This is a genomic window from Chryseobacterium sp. MEBOG07, from assembly GCF_021869745.1.
In the GTDB taxonomy this organism is placed as follows: Bacteria; Bacteroidota; Bacteroidia; order Flavobacteriales; family Weeksellaceae; genus Chryseobacterium; species Chryseobacterium viscerum.
The window spans coordinates 3,441,563-3,459,928 of record NZ_CP084579.1; the positions used below are offsets into that span (position 1 = coordinate 3,441,563).

At 36.9% G+C, this 18,366-nt stretch carries 19 protein-coding genes; 6 read left to right on the forward strand and 13 right to left on the reverse strand.

Annotated elements, in window-relative coordinates; translation table 11 throughout:
* Positions 1-499: 499 nt before the first annotated feature.
* Positions 500-1,243 (forward strand): dienelactone hydrolase family protein, encoded by a 744-nt coding sequence (locus tag LF886_RS15860; protein ID WP_236850478.1) that lies wholly within the window; start codon positions 500-502, stop codon positions 1,241-1,243.
* Between the two features lie 68 nt (positions 1,244-1,311).
* On the opposite strand, the gene LF886_RS15865 is transcribed toward LF886_RS15860, so the two are convergent.
* Both LF886_RS15865 and LF886_RS15870 read right to left on the reverse strand, forming a co-directional pair.
* Positions 1,312-1,692, reverse strand: coding sequence for a PEGA domain-containing protein (locus LF886_RS15865; protein WP_236850480.1), 381 nt, complete (start codon positions 1,690-1,692; stop codon positions 1,312-1,314).
* 200 nt (positions 1,693-1,892) lie between these two features.
* Positions 1,893-2,774: a T9SS type A sorting domain-containing protein gene (locus tag LF886_RS15870; RefSeq protein WP_236850482.1), complete on the reverse strand. Its 882-nt coding sequence runs from the start codon at positions 2,772-2,774 to the stop codon at positions 1,893-1,895.
* A 225-nt stretch (positions 2,775-2,999) separates the two neighbouring features.
* Here LF886_RS15870 and LF886_RS15875 point away from each other — a divergent pair, with 225 nt between their 5' ends.
* The 3 genes from LF886_RS15875 (at position 3,000) to LF886_RS15885 (ending at position 6,629) form a co-directional block, all read left to right on the forward strand.
* Positions 3,000-3,539 (forward strand): two-component regulator propeller domain-containing protein, encoded by a 540-nt coding sequence (locus tag LF886_RS15875; RefSeq protein WP_236850483.1) that lies wholly within the window; start codon positions 3,000-3,002, stop codon positions 3,537-3,539.
* 154 nt (positions 3,540-3,693) lie between these two features.
* The gene (locus LF886_RS15880) at positions 3,694-5,877 is read left to right on the forward strand and encodes a sensor histidine kinase (protein ID WP_236850485.1); all 2,184 of its coding nucleotides are present in this window, start codon (positions 3,694-3,696) and stop codon (positions 5,875-5,877) included.
* Positions 5,874-6,629, forward strand: coding sequence for a LytR/AlgR family response regulator transcription factor (locus LF886_RS15885; RefSeq protein ID WP_236850487.1), 756 nt, complete (start codon positions 5,874-5,876; stop codon positions 6,627-6,629). Before LF886_RS15880 ends, LF886_RS15885 begins: the two co-directional genes overlap by 4 nt.
* 79 nt (positions 6,630-6,708) lie before the next feature.
* On the opposite strand, the gene LF886_RS15890 is transcribed toward LF886_RS15885, so the two are convergent.
* From LF886_RS15890 to LF886_RS15915, 6 genes are all read right to left on the reverse strand, one after another.
* Complete coding sequence (locus LF886_RS15890; protein ID WP_236850488.1) at positions 6,709-7,068, reverse strand: cupin domain-containing protein; 360 nt, start codon at positions 7,066-7,068, stop codon at positions 6,709-6,711.
* On the reverse strand, positions 7,065-7,592 hold the full coding sequence (locus tag LF886_RS15895; protein WP_124536049.1) for a GNAT family N-acetyltransferase: 528 nt from the start codon (positions 7,590-7,592) through the stop codon (positions 7,065-7,067). Before LF886_RS15895 ends, LF886_RS15890 begins: the two co-directional genes overlap by 4 nt.
* A 3-nt stretch (positions 7,593-7,595) precedes the next feature.
* Positions 7,596-8,198, reverse strand: a complete 603-nt coding sequence (locus LF886_RS15900) for a DUF2911 domain-containing protein (protein ID WP_109738183.1) — start codon at positions 8,196-8,198, stop codon at positions 7,596-7,598.
* Positions 8,199-8,325: 127 nt separating this feature from the next.
* Complete coding sequence (locus LF886_RS15905) at positions 8,326-8,931, reverse strand: CDP-alcohol phosphatidyltransferase family protein (RefSeq protein WP_236850490.1); 606 nt, start codon at positions 8,929-8,931, stop codon at positions 8,326-8,328.
* Positions 8,932-8,994: 63 nt separating this feature from the next.
* Entirely contained in the window at positions 8,995-9,507 is a 513-nt protein-coding gene (locus tag LF886_RS15910; RefSeq protein WP_236850492.1) for a methylated-DNA--[protein]-cysteine S-methyltransferase, read from the reverse strand.
* 83 nt (positions 9,508-9,590) lie between these two features.
* Complete coding sequence (locus LF886_RS15915; protein ID WP_317207633.1) at positions 9,591-9,818, reverse strand: hypothetical protein; 228 nt, start codon at positions 9,816-9,818, stop codon at positions 9,591-9,593.
* 69 nt (positions 9,819-9,887) lie between these two features.
* Here LF886_RS15915 and LF886_RS15920 point away from each other — a divergent pair, with 69 nt between their 5' ends.
* Together LF886_RS15920 and LF886_RS15925 are read left to right on the forward strand one after the other, a co-directional pair.
* Positions 9,888-10,745, forward strand: a complete 858-nt coding sequence (locus LF886_RS15920) for a hypothetical protein (protein WP_236850493.1) — start codon at positions 9,888-9,890, stop codon at positions 10,743-10,745.
* 15 nt (positions 10,746-10,760) lie between these two features.
* Complete coding sequence (locus LF886_RS15925; protein ID WP_236850495.1) at positions 10,761-11,789, forward strand: hypothetical protein; 1,029 nt, start codon at positions 10,761-10,763, stop codon at positions 11,787-11,789.
* A 271-nt stretch (positions 11,790-12,060) separates the two neighbouring features.
* Here LF886_RS15925 and LF886_RS15930 read toward each other — a convergent pair whose 3' ends face one another.
* From LF886_RS15930 to LF886_RS15950, 5 genes are all read right to left on the reverse strand, one after another.
* Complete coding sequence (locus LF886_RS15930) at positions 12,061-13,113, reverse strand: alpha/beta hydrolase (protein ID WP_236850496.1); 1,053 nt, start codon at positions 13,111-13,113, stop codon at positions 12,061-12,063.
* A complete protein-coding gene (locus LF886_RS15935) occupies positions 13,097-14,371 on the reverse strand; it encodes a PepSY-associated TM helix domain-containing protein (RefSeq protein ID WP_236850498.1) in 1,275 nt (424 codons plus the stop codon). The genes LF886_RS15930 and LF886_RS15935 overlap by 17 nt, the downstream gene beginning before the upstream one ends.
* A gap of 216 nt (positions 14,372-14,587) precedes the next feature.
* Positions 14,588-16,738, reverse strand: a complete 2,151-nt coding sequence (locus LF886_RS15940; RefSeq protein ID WP_236850499.1) for a TonB-dependent siderophore receptor — start codon at positions 16,736-16,738, stop codon at positions 14,588-14,590.
* Between the two features lie 158 nt (positions 16,739-16,896).
* Positions 16,897-17,718 (reverse strand): acyl-CoA thioester hydrolase/BAAT C-terminal domain-containing protein, encoded by an 822-nt coding sequence (locus LF886_RS15945; RefSeq protein WP_236850501.1) that lies wholly within the window; start codon positions 17,716-17,718, stop codon positions 16,897-16,899.
* A gap of 59 nt (positions 17,719-17,777) precedes the next feature.
* Entirely contained in the window at positions 17,778-18,353 is a 576-nt protein-coding gene (locus tag LF886_RS15950) for a Crp/Fnr family transcriptional regulator (RefSeq protein ID WP_236850503.1), read from the reverse strand.
* Between the last annotated feature and the right edge of the window lie 13 nt (positions 18,354-18,366).

Genomic DNA, 18,366 nt, shown 5'->3' on the forward strand with positions numbered 1-18,366 from the left:
TGTGGGTCGAAAGGCTTTTTTCAATATTCAATACATAGACAAAAAGTCTTATATTGATATCGATACACCTGATGACGGCATGTCTCCCGGATACAATTTTCTGATCACCAGATTTTGGAATAAAAACGTCCTGGAATATGCTCGTAATAAATACGGTAAGGATATCTATCTGTCAACAGCTATTATTCCTGAAAAAATTGATGTATATCGTAAAATGATAGGCAACAAAAATTTTGATTATCTCATGAAATACTATGATTCAGTATCCTACAAGATAAAGTTAAAAGGTAAGCAAACAAGTACCCATGAATTCCCTATTGATGTCTTCTTAGATTTTATTACCCCTTATAAAATTAAAGTGAGCCATCATCAAAACAACGTGATCTATGAATACAAAAATAAGAAGTGGGAACAACTGAAAAATTAAAGTCCATGCGGGACCATTTTTATTATTAATTTAGTTAGGAATTACTTACAATACATTACAAAATAATTAATTATGATACGTTCAATCTTATTAACCACAATGATTATGGCTTCAGGTACCTTTTTCAGTCAGAAACTTACAACCGTTTCTTATCAGGATGGTTCTCAGAAACTGAATGGTCTGATCACTTCTAATGCAGGAAAAAAACTTCCGGGAGTATTGATCCTACCCGCCTGGAAAGGAATTGATGAGGAAGCTAAAACGGCAGCTATTGAACTTGAAAAGCAAGGTTATATTGCCTTTATTGCTGACATTTATGGTGAAGGAAAAATTCCTGCAGACAATGAATCTGCTGCAAAAACTTCAGGATATTATAAACAGAACTACCAGGAATACCAGAAAAGAATTTCACTGGCATTGGAACAGCTGAAGAAAAATGGGGCAATTTCTGACAAAGTAGCCGTTATTGGCTATTGCTTTGGAGGGACGGGTGCATTAGAATCCGCGAGAGGACATCTGCCTGTTGCAGGTGTTGTTTCCATCCATGGCAGTCTTACGAGAGATCAGAGCAGAAAAAATGAAGCTTTAAATGCTAAAATATTGGTTGAAAATCCAGCTGATGATAAAAGTGTAACGCCTGATGATTATAATAACCTCATCAAAGAGATGAACGAAGGAAACGCCGACTGGCAGATTATCACCTATGCACATTCAAAACATACATTTACAGATCCGAAATCACCGGATTATAATGAAATAATGGCTAAAAGAGCCTGGAATCATACTCTGATGTTCCTGAAAGAAATACTGAAATAAGAATAAAAAAGGCAAATCCGCTCATTGCGAATTTGCCTTTTTACTTTTTCCCTTTATATTTTATCCAGTTATGGTTTTGCTTGGAGCTCAACATCATATTTTTTTGGAGAATATTTGGTCAGAGATCCTGTAGCCGCATCAATTCCCACTCCGATAGCACCTCCCAGAATAATATTCAGTAAGGTTACAGCATTAAAGTTTTTTGTCAATTTTACTTCTTTCTTCTCAAATCCTTCTTTTTCAAATGTAATCATCTGCTTACCCAAAGCTCTTGGGATTTTCGTCGTACAAGGTGTTGTACATTTTTCGATTCCTTTGTGAAATACTTTTGCACCTTCAGGAGTTGAAGAAAAAGCTATTGAATCCTGAGTTCCTGTAAAAATAGTTGCACATGAAGTAGTAGAAAGTGTGATCCCCAGCATGAGTAATGCCGCTAATTTGTTTTTCATATATTTTAAATAGTTTTTTTAAGCCCGCGAACTTACAAAATAATTTAAAAACAACCAGTATCAATTTTGAAAAAACTATGAAAAACTATAGATTCCATAGATGTTTTAAGAAAATAACTCTCTTTTAACAGGGTATATAAATCATAAAAGCGCACCTTAGTGCGCCTTTTTCATCAATATTAGTTTTTACCGGTACATATCTATTTCTTTATCAATTGCAGTGATCCGGAGTTTCCGTTACTGGAACGCCAGTTGACGTAATAGGTTCCGGATACCGAAGTTTGAATATCTATTGGCAGTTTATTAACCCCGGAGGTCACATCTGTTTTATATTGGTATATGCTTTTCCCTGCTATATCTGCTACATTTACAGTAATGGATTCTTTTCCTAAAGCCGCATATTCAAGTTCTGCGTATCCATTACTTGGATTTGGGTAGAGTTTCATTTTATTATTCTGCTCAGTTGCGCCTGATTTGCTTACAGTTGGAGTGATGGGAGTACATGGATCACATAGATGACAGAAGAATTTAGTACATTCAATAAGGTATGTAGTGGAGCTGGTACGGGTAAGAATTACTCCATATCCAAAGCTGGTATCAGGACCTGCACAATACCATAGTCCACGATCCATCTCACTTGTCTTAAATCCCGGAATAATGGTAGTAGATGCCCCAATCGTAGTTGGAACCGGATAATATCTACTGGTCATTCCAGGATTAGAGAAAGAAACTCTAAAGGTTCTTACTGCTGCTGGATTTCCCGGAAGGGTAAAAAGCTGTGGAAATGTATAAGTAAAGGTATTGGTAGTACCAGTAGGTGGGTTTTGAAGGAAAGTGTTAGCTTCTGTTGTTGACCCTGACTTAATTTCCAATGATACAGGAGATGGCAAATTCCCTGTTGCTCTTGTTATTTGCACTTTTGTGCTAGAAGGAAGAGAGGGAACACCAGGATCAGTGATTATTATTACCTGGGCACTTAAAGCCGTACTACAAAATAAAGCGGCAAAAAGAAGAAAGCCTGCTTTTCCTGCTCTTAAAAATGAGCCTGATGATCCAAAGATCTTAGTTAGAGTTTTTTTCATAAAGGTATATTTTAATGATAGCGTTCTTTATCATTCGGGACGCCATTGCCGATAAACAGGTACAAGTTGTCTCTTTTTTAAAGAAAAAAAAAGAACAAATGAGTAAGTGAGCAGGATAAAAACCTAATCGAGTATATTGATACTTTGAATGAGCAGAACAGTAGTAAATATGATGTATTAAGGCATTTCCCATTCTGGAGATTTCTCTATATTAGCCTGAAAACTATGTATCATTACCGTCTCATATTATTCCTGTTGTTTCATAGCCTGCTGATGTACAGTCAGAAGCCCCAACTTCGTCATTATAGTTTAAGTGACGGGTTACCCAGCAATACAGTATATTCTGTGTATCAGGACAGCAAGGGGTTTATCTGGTTCTGTACCAGCTGGGGAATTTCCAGGTTCGACGGGCATCATTTTGAAACCATCACCAGTAATCACGGACTTCCGGATAATGAAACTTTCCAGGCATGGGAAGATTCCTGGCAGCGATTATGGGTAAGTACTTATAACGGAAGTCCTACCTATATCTATAACGGAAAGGTATATTCTGTACAGAATGATAAGCTCTGCCGCCTTATGGAAAAAAGGGGAATCGGTTTTTATGATATTGCCCCAAGATGGGATCTTTATTCTAACCGGCATAAAAAATATATTATAGGTAAAAATGATATTTCCAATCCAAAAGACAGCACATCACAATCCCCCACCTGCATTTTTCTGATCAGGGCAATGATTATTATATTTCCGCGAAAAAGATTATAAAGAAAAATCATCAGGGATCAACAATAGTTCATGTATTTAAGGAAAAAGCGGTAAGATCTTGTTTTTATCTGAATGAACATTTGTATGTAAGGTATATCAATTTATTGTATGATATCGTGTTCAAAGAAGGCAGATCTGTAGTGAAAAAATTGAAATGCCTAGTAATATCCTTGATCTTACTGTGGATAAAAACGGTAAAATATGGAGCTGCACCACCAGCGGAATTTTGGAATATAACCCCAATAAACCTTCAGGTCAAAATCTCCAATACATTGCAATGAAAGGCATTGTAAGCTATAGCAGTTTTATAGATAGACAAGGCAATTGCTGGTACCCTACCAATGAAGGTGTATATATGCAGCCAGCCAATAAAACACTAGTATATACTACAGCTGACGGACTCATAGATAATAATGTTTTAACTGTAAAGTATCTACCGGGAGGAAAGCTTCTGGCAGGATATAGCAACAGTGCAATTATGATAAGGGAGAAAAATAGTTTCAAGCCATTATATACTCTGGGTGACGGGCAATGGAACAGACTCCGATATATTCTATCTATTGATAATGACCTGTTTTTAGCAGGAACAGACCGGGGATTATTTAAATGCAGCCTTACTGGAAATACCTACACGAAAATTCTGGAGTTTTCTGAGAAATCAGCAGCTATCAGAAATAATACAATACTGATAAGCCAAACCGGTACTCAAAATAGAAATCATCTTGTCTATGATATTAATACCGGAAAGTTTACTCAACTTCCCAAATTGAACACCTCCGTTGCAGCTCCCGCTACTGCTATTGACTCCAGGGGAATTTATTGGCTGGGAACTTTGCAGGGGTTATTCTATTATAATCCAGCTTTACATAAATTCATTCAGGATCCGGCCTTAGGCAGAAACCGTATCACCTCACTGAATTTCCTGAAAGGCAGACTTGTTATCAGCACTCATTCTGATGGTATTTTCATTCGTGATGGCCAGAAAGTAATTAAGTTGAATAAAACCAATGGACTCATCAGTAATATTTGTGAAAAAGCCTATATAGACGAGAAGGAAAGACTATGGATCAATACAGACAAAGGATTATCCAGAGTCACCTTTGATGATCACATGCAGTACTCTATTTATCACTTTTCAGCTGCCGACGGAGTTCCGAGTCATATGATCAATGCGATTACGTTTGGCGAAGGAAAAGCCTTTCTTGCTACGTCGAATGGGATTATTGTCATCAATCAGGATCAGGTCAGCAAAAGCCATCCTTATAAAGTGTATTTCCTGAAAGCCTCCTTCAGAGACAGCATCGTTTATTATCCTAAAAAGATCAGCCTGAAATACAATCAGAATAACGCACAGATCTCCTATACAGCTATTTCTTATCTGGATGAAAAGGATATTAAGTATAAATATCTTCTGTCGGGAGCAGAGAATGATACGGTGATTACAGAAGAAAGTACATTAAATCTAGGGGCTCTGAAGCCCGGTAATTATCACCTCAACATCTGGGCCTCCGGAAAAAATAATATATGGAATAAAACACCCGCTGTACTGGCTATTGCAGTAAAACCTCCATTTTGGGAAGAACTTTGGTTTATGGGAGGAATATTCCTGTTATTATTGGTTTTCATTATTATTATATACAGACACCGTGTCAATATTATCCGCAAAAAAGAAGCGGAGAAAACGGAAAGAAAAAAAATGATTGCTGAACTGGAAATGCAGGCTCTCCGCGCTCAGATCAACCCTCATTTTATCTTCAATGTCCTGAATGCCATCCAGAATTATTATGGTAAAGAAGATGAATTGAATGCCAATTATTATATGGCTGCCTTTTCTGACCTGATCCGAAAGACCCTCACCCACTCCAAAGAGCACTGGAATACGATTGATAAAGAAATGGCTATGCTGAAAACTTATATTGAACTGGAGCAGATGCGTTTTAAAAATCACTTTACATATGAGATTTCAGTAGAAACCGGACTGGAACAATTAAAAATCCCCACCATGCTGCTTCAAACCTATACCGAAAACTCTATCAGCCATGGATTGAGACATCTGAAAACAGGAGGAATTCTTCGGATTTCCTGTACCCGGAGCGAAGATTCTATCATATGCATTGTAGAAGACAACGGCGTTGGGTTTGAAAAAGCCCGTGAATTTGACAGCAGACCGGACGATTATAAATCTATGGGCTTGAAAATTACTGCCGGCAGAATTTCCGCCATCAATGAACTCTATGGAACATCTATTTCTACTGAAATTACTGATAAAAATACCATAAGCCCCTCCACACAGGGAACAATCGTCAAAATAACCATCAAAAACACTCCTTTTCTATGAGCAGAATAAAATCTATTGTAGTAGACGATGAACAGGAATCACGTGAAACCCTTCTTCGATTCTTATCCAAATATTGCCCGGATATTGAAATAGCAGGGGAAGCCGCCTCTGTAAATGAAGCCGCTGAGGTCATCAAAGAAACATCCCCGGAACTAGTATTTCTGGACGTCAATATGCCTGTTGAAAACGGTTTTAAACTATTTGAAAAGGTATCCGATAGTAATTTTTATACGGTATTTGTTACCGCTTATGATCAGTATGCTGTACAGGCATTCAAACATCATGCGGTGGACTATCTTCTGAAGCCCATTGTGATTCATGAATTGATCATCACTGTCAATAAGGTGGCTAAGCTTTTGGAAGATAAAAATAAAATCCAGCAGTTATCTGCCCTGCTCCATCATATTAAAAGTCCTGCAGAGCAGAGCAAAATAGCACTACCAACCATGGAAGGTCTCGTCTACGTTCATACCATGGATATTGTGCGCCTTCAGGCTGATGACAATTATACTTTGATCTATTTCAAAGGAGGAAAAAAAATGATGGTATCCCACACCCTCGCCTATTTTGAAGAAACACTGAAAGAGCAGGGTTTTGTCCGCATCCATCATCAACACCTGATTAATCTCCAGCATGTTGAAAAATATATCCGCGGGCGGGGTGGCTATATCATTATGAGTGACGAAACTTCTTTACAGGTATCACAAAGGAAAAAAGATGAGTTTCTCCGGATTATTAAAAGAATGAAATAGTAGTTTTCAGCAAGAAAAAAGGCAAATCTGCTGTTTTGCAAATTTGCCTTTCTATTTTTTTTCAACTTTTTTAATCTCCTTATTCTTCCCTGTGCACAAGCTCCATAGAGAATGCAGGAAGACAGATCGCAAGATATTCGCAAGGTTCCGAAAACGGATTACTATACCGAATTCTCGCTCCTTTTTCAATAAGAATGCTCTGTCCTTTTTCCAGGACTACCGTCTCACCATCGATTTCAAATTGCTTTTTCCCTGAAATAATATAAGTAAATTCATCAAATTCAGGGGTCTGATGAGGTTCACTCCAGTCCGGAGGGGCTACCATATGAGCAATCGAAACATTAGAATTTCCAGTGGAGTTTCCCCAATGTTCTTCAATCAGTTTTCCGTCTGTAGTAGGAACTACAAATGGAGATTGCTGAATTTTATATTTTTTCATACCCAGTCTCCTTTTTTGATTTCATATACAAAATTGGTTCTTGTAGGCTCTGCAAAATAAGCTACTTCTTCTTCGGCTATTTTTTGCCCTCCGAGCCTTTCCAAAGCTTTTTGAGAACGAAAATTCTCTTTTCCGATATGGAAATGAGCCTTATCTACAAACTGAAAGATATAATCCAGCATCAGCTTTTTAACCTGCGGATTGATCCCTTTACCCCAGGATTTTGTCCCATAGAAAGTATATCCAATAAAAATATGACTATCCTCTTCATCAAAGTCGTAATAACGGCTGCTTCCCAATACATCTCCGGTAGCTTTCTCTATAATTTTGAAAGCACCGCCACTCTCCATAGCTCCTGTAAAAAAGTTTTTAAAAACCTCTTTCTGGTAACGGTCTTTGTTGGGATGCTGTTCCCAAACTTTAGGATCGGAAGCTACTTCATATAAAGATTCAAAATCCCCTTGCTGTAAGGGGATTAATTGAAATTCTTCATTCTCTAAAACAGGCTGAATAGAAAAATTCATTATTTAGCTCTTTTTAGTAGAATCAGATTCTATTTTCTTGATTTCTTTTAATTTGTCAGAAATCTTGATTACTGTATCTAATTTTGATGGCTTCAATGGAACTTCTGCCTGAGCCATATCCCATTTGATCACTAAGTTCCCTGAGTTTTCATCTGTAGGATTCAGAGTAATTTCAAACCACTCCTGTTTGTCAGTCAGTTTATTAACCGGTACCATAACATCCACTACATCCTGTTTAGGATCGTAAGTGTAAGCACCCCATTGTTGGAAATCCTTATTCAGGATCACTTTCCATTCTTTTTCTGTAGGAACAATAAATAGTCCGTATGTTCCTGCCGGTACAGTTTTTCCACCGAAATTAACGGCTTGTCCGAAAGTAATTTTCGTAGATGAGTTAGCTCCTGCTCTCCAAACCTGGCCATAAGGAACCAATTCCCCAAAGATCTTACGTCCTTTCACTCCTGGTCTTCCGTAGTCGACAGAGATTTTAGACATTGAAAACTGCTGCTCGACCTTCTGACGCGGACTTGCTGCCGGTACAGAATAATCTTGTGCAAAACTGAATGCTGAAATTGAAATGCAAACTGCTGCTATTAAATTTTTCACGTGTAAATTTTTGCTTAAAATTACGAAAATCAAAATAAAATAGCTTTCTCTAATTTCAATAATTTTCGTTTTACCGATATTTTTCTATTAACATTTTATTCCGGCCAAATCCTTTTTAAAATCAATATTAGCCATTAAAAATTTTACTTCTTTTAATCTCTTTTCCTTTTCTGAGCTGGATTGAATGAAAAACAGAAGGAACATCATTAGTCCAGGTTTTGAGTATTAAAAGAATCGCTATAATCTCCGCTCTCGTAATCAGACCAATCCAAAAACAAAGGTTAAATAAAACAATTGACTGGCATTGTAAAATAACCTGAATTAATGTTCCAAAAAGTAGTAAAGTCCAGATTTTGGCACCGATAGAGTGTGTTGCTACTTCTTTTCGGAATTTTAAAAAGCTTACCAGATAAATAAGAACTTCAGATCCTGCAAGAATGGCTATTTTGTAAGCATTTGTTTCGAAAAATATTGGACATTGAATATAAGTGGCCACTCCTACCGAGACGAAAAAGATCTGATCAACAGTAGAATCCAGACGTCTGAGTTTCTGAGTCGAAATATGAAGATGTCTTGCTATAATACCATCAAAAATATCAGTCAATAATCCTATGGATAAAAGAACGACAGCAATGATCTGATAGTTTTCTATTTTGAGAAGACTTAAAGAAATGATGACAAACCCAATAATCAGTCTGGAAAAAATTAAAATAGCCGGGATTTTCGATTTCATAAAAAGATGGAAAAACTTATTTTAAGTGGTGAAAGATAGGGATAAAAATATTTTTTACTATTTCTAAAACAAGATCGCTTTTTCCAGTTCCAATAATTTTTGTTTTCTCCAGATACCTCCGGCATAGCCTACCAATTCACCATTTGAGCCTATTACACGATGGCAGGGAATTAATATGGCAATTTTATTAATTCCGTTGGCTGTTCCTACCGCACGTATCGCTTTCGGATTTCCAAGAAATTCTGATTGCTGCTTATAAGTTCTTATCTCCCCCATCGGAATTTCACGGAGAAGCTGCCATACTTTTTCCTGAAACGCTGTTCCCGTAATAAACAACGGAACTTCAAAGTGGCTTCTCTTCCCTTCAAAATATTCTTTCAATTCATCTTCCAATTGTCGGAAATGAAGATGCTCTTCTTCTACAATTTCTGCATTCAAAGCTTTTGATAAGGCCTTCAGCTGTTTTTCAATATTTTTCCGGTCCGTAAATTCAAGCAGACAAATCCCCTGATCAACAGCACAGGCAATCATTTCTCCCAGAGGGGTTGATATGTTTTTTTGGTGTATGATTTCCATTAAGTTAAAATTAAGCCTTTTTGAAAACCCTATGTTCTTTTTTATGAATTACTATTCTTTTTATCTGTTCCATATGCCTTGTATTATGATAAATAACAAAACGGAAGGTATCTCCCAGTTTCAATTTGATTTCCGATGTATCCAAAACGAATGATTCTTTCCTCATTTTCATCCATCATAAAGATCCGGACACTCCCACTTTCAATATAATAAATGTCGGTGTCCGTACTGCCTGAAATCTTGAGGAACTCATTTCTCTTGAATTCTTTCTTTTCCCAATGGATTCCGATTTGAAGCAATTTTTCAACCATTTCATTTTACTATTTGCTATTCCAAAGATAATGGGTAATTTTAAATTTTTAAAACACTAATCACCTAAAATGCTCAAAAGAACAGTCCTATTGATACTGTTTTCTGCCGGACTGTCTGGTATGAAAGCACAGCAAACCATCCCTTTCCGGATTACAAAACATAACAATATCATTGTAAAAACCCTTGTCAACAAAAAGGATTCCCTGGATCTGATGTTCCAGATTGCCATGAAAGATTGTGCTATTTCACCCGAACGCCAGCGAAAAGCGGATCACATTATTTTCAACAAAGAGGAAATAAGCGACGATAATATCATAGAAATAGGGAAAGTAACTCAAAAGGATGTCCGTTTTTTTGATAACCAATTAGCAGGACATGAAGCTGACGGGAAAATTGGAACCGGGATTTTTGATGGTAAAGCTTTTAAGATCGATTATGACAATAACCAATTTGTCATGTATGATCAGAAGCATCAACCTGATCTAAGTGGATTCCAGCCCATAAAAATAATTTTAGACCATGAAGCCTTTTATATAGCAGCGGATAACGTTGTGGATGGAAAACATCAGAAAGAGGCTTATTTTGTCCTTCAATCCGGTTATTCAGGAGGTATTCTATACAGCAATGATTTTGCTGAAGAGCAGGAACTTGATAAAAAATTAAAAGTGACGGGACAAAAAACCCTGAAAAACTCAGCAGGAAAAAGTATGATTACGAAACAGGGAATTCTGCCTTTTTTCAAGTTGGGAAATATCGTGTTCAAAGATGTTTCAGCAGGCTTTTTCTCAGGTGATCTGAAAACCCAGCATGTAAATTATTTCGGGGCAGATATGCTCCGCAGGTTTATCTGGATCTTCGATATGGAGAGGCAAATGGCTTACATCAAACCGAGCAAATACTTTTCAGAACCTTATTATAAATTATAATTAAACACAATACTCATGTTAAGAAGAATTATGAAGATCAATACAGCTCTAGTGCTTTTATCTTTTCCATTAGCTATTGTAAGCTGTAAGAAAGATGACAAAAAAACAAGTGTCACAACCACAAAAGCAGCTAATGACTCTGTAAAAACAACAAAAACAGAAGAGAAAATAGATTATCAAAATTTTAATATTTTCAGCTTGTCTACCATTTCATCAGCTGAAAAAGATTCCGATATGGATATTTTTATTTCTGTTTCAGATATCTTTAAGGATACTCCGCCCATTCCGGCTGATATCATCAAAAATCAGAAGCAGATGACTTTTGAAGAACGCCAGCATTTTGAGCTGGATGCTCCCAGCAGAAAAAAACTGCTTAACGGCATTCATCTTACTGAGAATGACTCGTTGTATATTTATGAATATGGTTCTAATAAACTTCAAAGAATGCCGATCAGCCAATTAAAAGCTGTAGCTTATTTAAGTCCTTATTCAGATAGTGAAGAACTTGATCCTGAGTCCTATATGATGGGCTTTCAGGTGGCCACTCACCAAAAGATACCGGACTACGACCGGTTCAATAATGCCATCGCTTATTTTGGGAATAAAAATCCTTTCGTGGAAAATAAAATGAAGGCTGTAAAATGGCAAAAAGCCAATACGGATATGTCAAAGAAATATTTTAGCCCTTCAAAATTGATTCTGGGAAAAACCTACCAGTCACAATATGAAAATATGACCTATTACCTGCAGGATTATCTTGAAGAAGGGAATACTGTAGAACGTAAATTAGTCGTCATCAATGATCATAATGAGAAGATTTCTGAGAAGACATTTTCTCTCGCCGAAAGTGATGGTGGTGAGTTCTTACCGCTTTATGGAATAGATGCAGACGAAGCCAATAAATTCCAATATACAGGCTATCTTTTCAAAGGAAAACCTCCTGTTGTTTTTGGATTTATTGCACAGTCTTTTGGCTGTCCTTCCATTAGCTTTTTAGATAAAAAGGAGAAGGATTTCCCGATTAATTGTGATAACAGGCATTAATGGGATGAAAAAGTAAAATTGTAAAAAGAACTCTTAAAAAAGTCTGCTTAGATTCCTACGGAATGACAAACTGTACGGATAGGCTTTTTGGAATAATGACCTTCTTCAATCTCCCAAAACTGCAAGAAAAACATTCAATAGGAACGGGCTTTAGCCCGTTTTTTATTATATCAGCAATCCCATTGGCTTCAGCCAAAACTTAATATCAGGATTCCTATGCATGTATAAAAAAGCAAATATGTTTATCAACGGATTTGCTTTTTTATGTTTATTATTTCTTAGGATAATATTGATCTTTCAACCTAATAAAATAGGTTTCGGGCTCTTTAAAATCATTGCTCTTCATGAACTTGATGACTACATTCAGATAGGCTTCTGAAGGGGTAAATTGTGTTCCTATTTTCTCTGAAAGGTTTTTATAATCTTCTTCAAGCAGTTTCGGATTTTTGGCGAATTGTTTTATATTGGTTCTGAAACCTTTAAATATAAATTTCAACGCTTCATAATTTCCGGGATAGGAAACCGCTCCATGGGTTTCTCCTTCAAAAAAGCTGTGCTTATAGTTCAGGGATCCATTCTTTTCTATTATTCCTTTAAATTCTTCAATGGCCTGGGTCATATCAGAATTCCAGTTTTTCTGTTGCTCTTCATTGTCTGCCTGGGAAACATACAACGTTTTTTTTACCGGGAATTTTTTATTCTTCTCCAGATATTCTTTTGTCTTTGTTATCATCACTTTGTTATCCCACCATAAACTCGGATCATTTGCAACATAGGCATTGAAATAGTCGGGATGAGTAAGAAATGTATTGATGGCAAATAATCCTCCAAAAGAATGCCCAACCAAAACAGAATATTCCTGTGTTCTGTAATTTTTTTGGACGAATGGCTTCAGCTCTTCCTGCAGGAATTTTACAAAATTTTCGCTTCCGCCACTGTCTGCAAAAAGGGTAAGAGTAGGATTTACCGGGCTTTTCTTTTGAGATTTTGTGGGAGTAAGATCTCTTGTTCTTTCTGTATTTTTTATTCCTACGACAATACATTCCGGAATATCTGCATAAGGTGTTCTGGCAATAAAATCTGTCAATCCTGTATAATATTCAAAATTGATTTCTCCGTCTAAAAGATAAATTACCGGATACTTTGCAGGATTGATGGTGCTGTCGTTATATGTTTTAGGCAGATGAACCCAGATTTCCCTGTTTTCATTCAAAACTTTTGAAAATACGTTCTGCTTCTCTCCTATTGTCAATTTCTCCTGAGCTTTGCTCCATGTACACAATAAAAATAGTGGAAGGCATATAGTTTTAAACCAATTGTTCATGATGTGAATCTTTTCTATGTTGATGAATGTTTGTAATTTCTTTATTCTTTTTTGGTGATTTTTTTCTTCTGCCCCACCAGATCAGAAATCCTGTAATAGGAAGGCTTGTACAGATAATTCCGATAATGAAGGTGAATATTTTCCCAAACATACCGCCCCAATAGCCTACATGAAGATCAAAATTCATATGCTCTATCACTTCATGCATCTGAACTTCCTTTGGATAATTGACTTCATTTCCTGTGTATTTGTTGGCTTCCATTGTTTTTCCGTTAACAAGACTTTTTAATCCAATGAATTTGGCAGCAGCCACATGGTAAACAGCTGTAGAATCATTTCTGGGAATACTCATTCTAAACTGTTGGGCTGTAGGAAATTCTTTGAAATTTTTATCTACAAAAGCAGAAAAGGACAATGCCTTTTTCTCAGGATCAAACTTGGGTTCGTATTTTTCAGCAATGGTATGGGCGTCTGCTGCTCCACCAAAGGCTTGTTGCGTAAGATCTGTCAAAACCTTGTAAGCCATAATCAGTCCTGTGATGGTAATAAATACCGCCGGAAGCAATGAATAGAAACCAAAGACATTATGAAAATCGTAGTTTTTTCTACGCCATTTTGTTCCTGATTTAATTTTAAATGCAGCCGTTCTTGTGGTTTTATTCCATTTTTTGGGCCACCAAAGAATCAGTCCGCCGATTAGCTGAATAAAAAATATGATTGAGGCAATTCCGACCACCGTTTTACCGAACTTCCCTGCCAGCAATTGAGCATGAATATGAGCTACTACATAGAAAAATTCATAGCTTTTTGTAGAACCGATCACTTTTCCGGTGTAAGGGTCGAGATAATGGTAAGCAAATACCCCTCGCGGACCACGTTCTTTCTTTTTAGGTTTCTCTGCTTTACCCGCATTTTTATCTTTAGGCGGCTGGGTAGCTGAAGCTACTCTGAAACTTCTGTCTGCTTCTTTATAGGTATCAAAATAAAATGCTTTCCTGTCCGGAACCTGTTGATGAAACTGGGCAAGCAATTCCTCGGGTGTCATTTTTCTGGCATTGGCCGGAGCCTGAACATATTTGGCATTCCCGCCGAACAGATCAATAATTTCGTCACAAAAGACGAATACTGTTCCTGAAAGGGTAACGGTCAGCACAATGATCCCGGATACCAATCCGAGCCAGAGATGCAGCCATCCGGTAATCCTTTTGGTAAGGGATTTTCCTTGCTTTTTCCTGGGATTAGTTTTTTTGTTTTCCATATCTTTTAGTATTCCCCAATTATATGGGTTGAAAATGCAAGGGCGCAAAAGAATTTATTATTGTGCATGTTGTAAAGTGAAAGGAGTATTCCTGTTACTGTTTACTTTAGCATATTTCAAGCTCCAGGAAGACTTACACGTTATAAATCTAATATTTGCGCCTTTGCGGTTTTCACCCTTATATTTTCTTTGAGATTGTTTTTGTTTTTTTAAGGATTAAAATTTGAATGCGAAGTTGGCAAGAATCTCTCTTGGCTTCTGTGGCTGCCCATAGAAGTTCCAATACATTTCATTCAGGGCATTATTCATTTTCAGACCAATCCTGTATTTTTTCTTGTCATAGAAAATCGTAGCTCCTACCGTTGTATAAGACGGTGCCAGGAAATGATTTGTGATGTTGATGTATGTTTGGTCTACAAAATTGAATCCTGCCCCAAAACCAATTCCTTCGTAAGCGCCATCCATAATCTTATAACTGGTCCATAGATTGGCTACATGTTTAGGGGTCCAGGCCATCCTTTTCCCTTTGTCTTTGCTTCGGTCATCATACCTATTGTCGTTATAGCCGTATCCAGCCACGATATTCCATCCTTTAAAGGGGTTGGCAATAATTCCTATTTCCAGTCCCTGACTTTTAATATTACCATCCTGAATACTTCCTATTCCACCCGGATCAGCAACAAGCCTGTTTTTGACATTGATATTATAATAACTTACCGTCGTCAGTAGTTTTTTATTAAAAAGATCCAATTTGAAACCCGTTTCAATCTGATTTCCCTGTTCAGGATCCCATTTTGTTAAAACTCCGGCTTCATTAAGGGATGGAGCATAGTTTTTAAACCCATTTACGTAATTGGCAAAGAATGAAATCTGCTCCTTAACAATTTCATATACCAATCCAAACTTTGGTGAAAACTGGGTCTGGCTGTAACCCGAGACTTTATTTTCAGGATACCCGTTTTTAGTAGAAATTTCTACCCCATTCACAATGGTATCGTCGTTTTTATAGCTGTCTACTCTCAAACTTGCCATTATCAAAAGGTTATCTGTGATATTCAATACATCAGAGACATAACCGCTTATTGTTCTGAATGTTGTAATATCAGATTCTGTAGATTTTCTATCCTTATTCATGAATTTATTTCTTGAGATCGGGTCCCATGCTGAAGAACTGTCAAGATTCACTTTATCATAAGGCAGGAAGACATTGCTGTATCCGTTGGCTTCATAATATGGATATTGATATCTTGTTTTTTGCTGGAAATAATCTATTCCGACAACAAGGCGGTTCCTTAAGCCTCCTATTTTAAAATCTCCGATAAAATTCTGCTGGATGTTATCTGTAGTAATTTTAAAACTATCAAAAGGGCGGATCATTCTTTCTACCTGATTGTTATTCAAATACCTGAGGACTAAAAATATAGATTCATTCTCATTGGCTTCACCTCTTTGGTAAGACGTTCTTGAAGTCCATTGATCGTTGAATTTATGAGTAACTTCAGCCATCGTTACAAAATTGGTTCTTTTGGAACCGATATCATTGCTTGTAAATGCTCTTTTATAGGCTACTTCAAGGTCTTTCATTGAATGTAAGGTCAGTTTTTCTGAGTTTCTTACGTAGGCATTCAATGTTTTATCCGGTGCATGAAATTCGGTGTCAAGCGTTACAGTTGTTTTGTCGCTTACCTTGTACAAAATACTTCCTGAGAAAAATAATCCTTTGTTATAGCCGGCATCCTGAAAAGAGTCTTGTGAATAAGCAGCCACATTGAATCTGGCCAAAGCTGTTTTCTCTTTATTTAAAGGCGTATTGACATCCGCTGTGATTCTGTTCATCCCCCAGCTTCCGGTCGTGTAATTGATAATTCCCCCGAATTTCTCCTGTGGTTTTTTGGTTACCACATTCACCACTCCACCGTAATTTGCCAATGTTCCTCCGAATAAGGTTCCTGAAGGTCCTTTTATTACTTCTACTCTTTCAATATTAGCGATCTCGGACTGTACTCGCGGGTTTTGCGTCAATCCGTTTCTGAAACTGGCATTTGAGCTGAATCCTCTCAGAAAAATATCGTTTCCACTGTCATTCACACTGTTGCTTACGACAACTCCGGGAGCAGAGGCCATTGCCGTATTGAAATCAACAGCTCCCATTTCACTGATGATTTCTTTGGGTACAAGATTATAAACAGTAGGGTTTTCCAGGTTTTCCAAAGGAAGTCTTGCTATGGATTCAGACTTTTTGGTTCGGTAATTGTGGGTTCCCTGGAGTGATACGGACTGGATCTCGGCCACTTTAATGGTATCCGTTTCCTGTGCACTCAGCATAGTCACTGCTAACAAAGATGCAGAAATAGTAATTTTTTTCATTTTTATAATTAAGCTTAGTAAAGCAAAATTACTTATTTTTATTAATTCTAAATAAAAACATGATGCAAATCATAAATTATCTCTTCTTGGATAGCCCATAAATAAAGGGTTCATGAAAATTCAAGAACCCAATTTTTATCCGTGTTTACATTTTTATTTTAAAAATATTTTTGAAGAAAGATAAAAACCTGGTCAAAATGCTGGTAAGGTTCAGTATGGGTACCTTTCCATTTAATATGTTCAAAATGGTATTGATAATGGTTGTCTTTAAGCCTCTGAATCATTTTATCTGACATCTCTGCCGATGGACATATTTCATCCTGATTACCGGACATCAGTAAAATAGAAGCTTTAGAATTTTCTACTTTTATAAGAGACTTAGCTTCAGCAGTTTTATCCTGCAACATTGCTTCGAACGCTTTTCTTATATCATGCTGAATCATAAAAGGAACTGCAACTTCATTTACAGGAACGAAAGGAAGTTCTTCGCCTCCAAATGTCCAGCTGGAAGTCGAAAAATGGCTGGTATTTCCGGGAAAAGCAACATGGCTGGCCGAAAGAGCAATAATACAAGAAATATCAGGATAATAGCTTCCAAGAAGCAAGGCAAGATCAGCACCTCTGGAACCTCCTACTATCGCTATTTTATCTGTATGCGTTTTCTGTTTAGCAATCGATATAGCATTATACACATCCTGAATCTCAATTTTATCAAGAAACTTCGGGGAATTCTTTGAACCAAAATAAGCTAATGCTAAAAAAGCATAGTCTTTATCAAGGAACTGATCCCTTACTGATTTCCAATGTCTGGACGCCCAGGCATTACCTCTCTCTGAACCTCCCAAGCCTTTTATCAAGCCTTTTATCTTTTTTGAGGGAGTATATAAGACAGCATCTGTATTTTTGGAATGAATAGTATCCTGCGCATTCAATGTAATGCTTATTAACAGAAAAAAGAAAATTTTAAATAATAGTTTCATGATTTTTTTTGTCAAAAATAGACCCGGAAAATGGATTTATTTTTGCTCTAGATCAAAAACTACTTTTCTGTACGCAGCCTGCTCAGAGTAGATTGTGTAATTCCAAGATAGGAAGCAACCATTCCCAGTGGAATCCGGTGGTAAACTCCTCTATACACCTTTAGAAAATGTTCATACTTTTCTTTTGCCGTCGTAAATCTCTGTGAAGTAATTCTTTCCATAAGGTGTCCGAATACGCTTCCCATAGAGAGTCTTGCATACCGTTCCATTTCCGGAAAATGGTCGAAAAGATAACCGAGATCATTCACCTTCAGACAAAAGGTTTCTGTTTTTTCAAGAGAGTCAATATAGTAGATGTCCTTAGTTCTTTCTATAAAACTTTTAGGAGAATTGATCCACTCATTTTCACAAGAAAAATATTCACTGATCTCAACTCCATCTTTCAGATAATAGGTTCTCACCAGTCCTTTGAGAATAAAATAGCTTTTGGTACAAACCTTATCCGCATCCTGTACCAGTTCACCTTTTTCAAAAGTGTGAAAAGATAATCTGCTTTCAAGCTCATTTCTCAACGTTTCACTCACTTTAATATAATGGCTGAAATGAGCGATAATATGATCAAATTCTGATACCATAGAAACTTATTAA

Bases quoted from the DNA above. Each gene is read 5' to 3' on its own strand.
- LF886_RS15860 (WP_236850478.1), top strand. From the start codon at position 500: ATGATACGTTCAATCTTATTAACCACAATGATTATGGCTTCAGGTACC.
- LF886_RS15865 (WP_236850480.1), bottom strand. From the start codon at position 1,692: ATGAAAAACAAATTAGCGGCATTACTCATGCTGGGGATCACACTTTCT.
- LF886_RS15870 (WP_236850482.1), bottom strand. From the start codon at position 2,774: ATGAAAAAAACTCTAACTAAGATCTTTGGATCATCAGGCTCATTTTTA.
- LF886_RS15875 (WP_236850483.1), top strand. From the start codon at position 3,000: ATGTATCATTACCGTCTCATATTATTCCTGTTGTTTCATAGCCTGCTG.
- LF886_RS15880 (WP_236850485.1), top strand. From the start codon at position 3,694: ATGCCTAGTAATATCCTTGATCTTACTGTGGATAAAAACGGTAAAATA.
- LF886_RS15885 (WP_236850487.1), top strand. From the start codon at position 5,874: ATGAGCAGAATAAAATCTATTGTAGTAGACGATGAACAGGAATCACGT.
- LF886_RS15890 (WP_236850488.1), bottom strand. From the start codon at position 7,068: ATGAAAAAATATAAAATTCAGCAATCTCCATTTGTAGTTCCTACTACA.
- LF886_RS15895 (WP_124536049.1), bottom strand. From the start codon at position 7,592: ATGAATTTTTCTATTCAGCCTGTTTTAGAGAATGAAGAATTTCAATTA.
- LF886_RS15905 (WP_236850490.1), bottom strand. From the start codon at position 8,931: ATGAAATCGAAAATCCCGGCTATTTTAATTTTTTCCAGACTGATTATT.
- LF886_RS15910 (WP_236850492.1), bottom strand. From the start codon at position 9,507: ATGGAAATCATACACCAAAAAAACATATCAACCCCTCTGGGAGAAATG.
- LF886_RS15915 (WP_317207633.1), bottom strand. From the start codon at position 9,818: ATGGTTGAAAAATTGCTTCAAATCGGAATCCATTGGGAAAAGAAAGAA.
- LF886_RS15920 (WP_236850493.1), top strand. From the start codon at position 9,888: ATGCTCAAAAGAACAGTCCTATTGATACTGTTTTCTGCCGGACTGTCT.
- LF886_RS15925 (WP_236850495.1), top strand. From the start codon at position 10,761: ATGTTAAGAAGAATTATGAAGATCAATACAGCTCTAGTGCTTTTATCT.
- LF886_RS15930 (WP_236850496.1), bottom strand. From the start codon at position 13,113: ATGAACAATTGGTTTAAAACTATATGCCTTCCACTATTTTTATTGTGT.
- LF886_RS15935 (WP_236850498.1), bottom strand. From the start codon at position 14,371: ATGGAAAACAAAAAAACTAATCCCAGGAAAAAGCAAGGAAAATCCCTT.
- LF886_RS15940 (WP_236850499.1), bottom strand. From the start codon at position 16,738: ATGAAAAAAATTACTATTTCTGCATCTTTGTTAGCAGTGACTATGCTG.
- LF886_RS15945 (WP_236850501.1), bottom strand. From the start codon at position 17,718: ATGAAACTATTATTTAAAATTTTCTTTTTTCTGTTAATAAGCATTACA.
- LF886_RS15950 (WP_236850503.1), bottom strand. From the start codon at position 18,353: ATGGTATCAGAATTTGATCATATTATCGCTCATTTCAGCCATTATATT.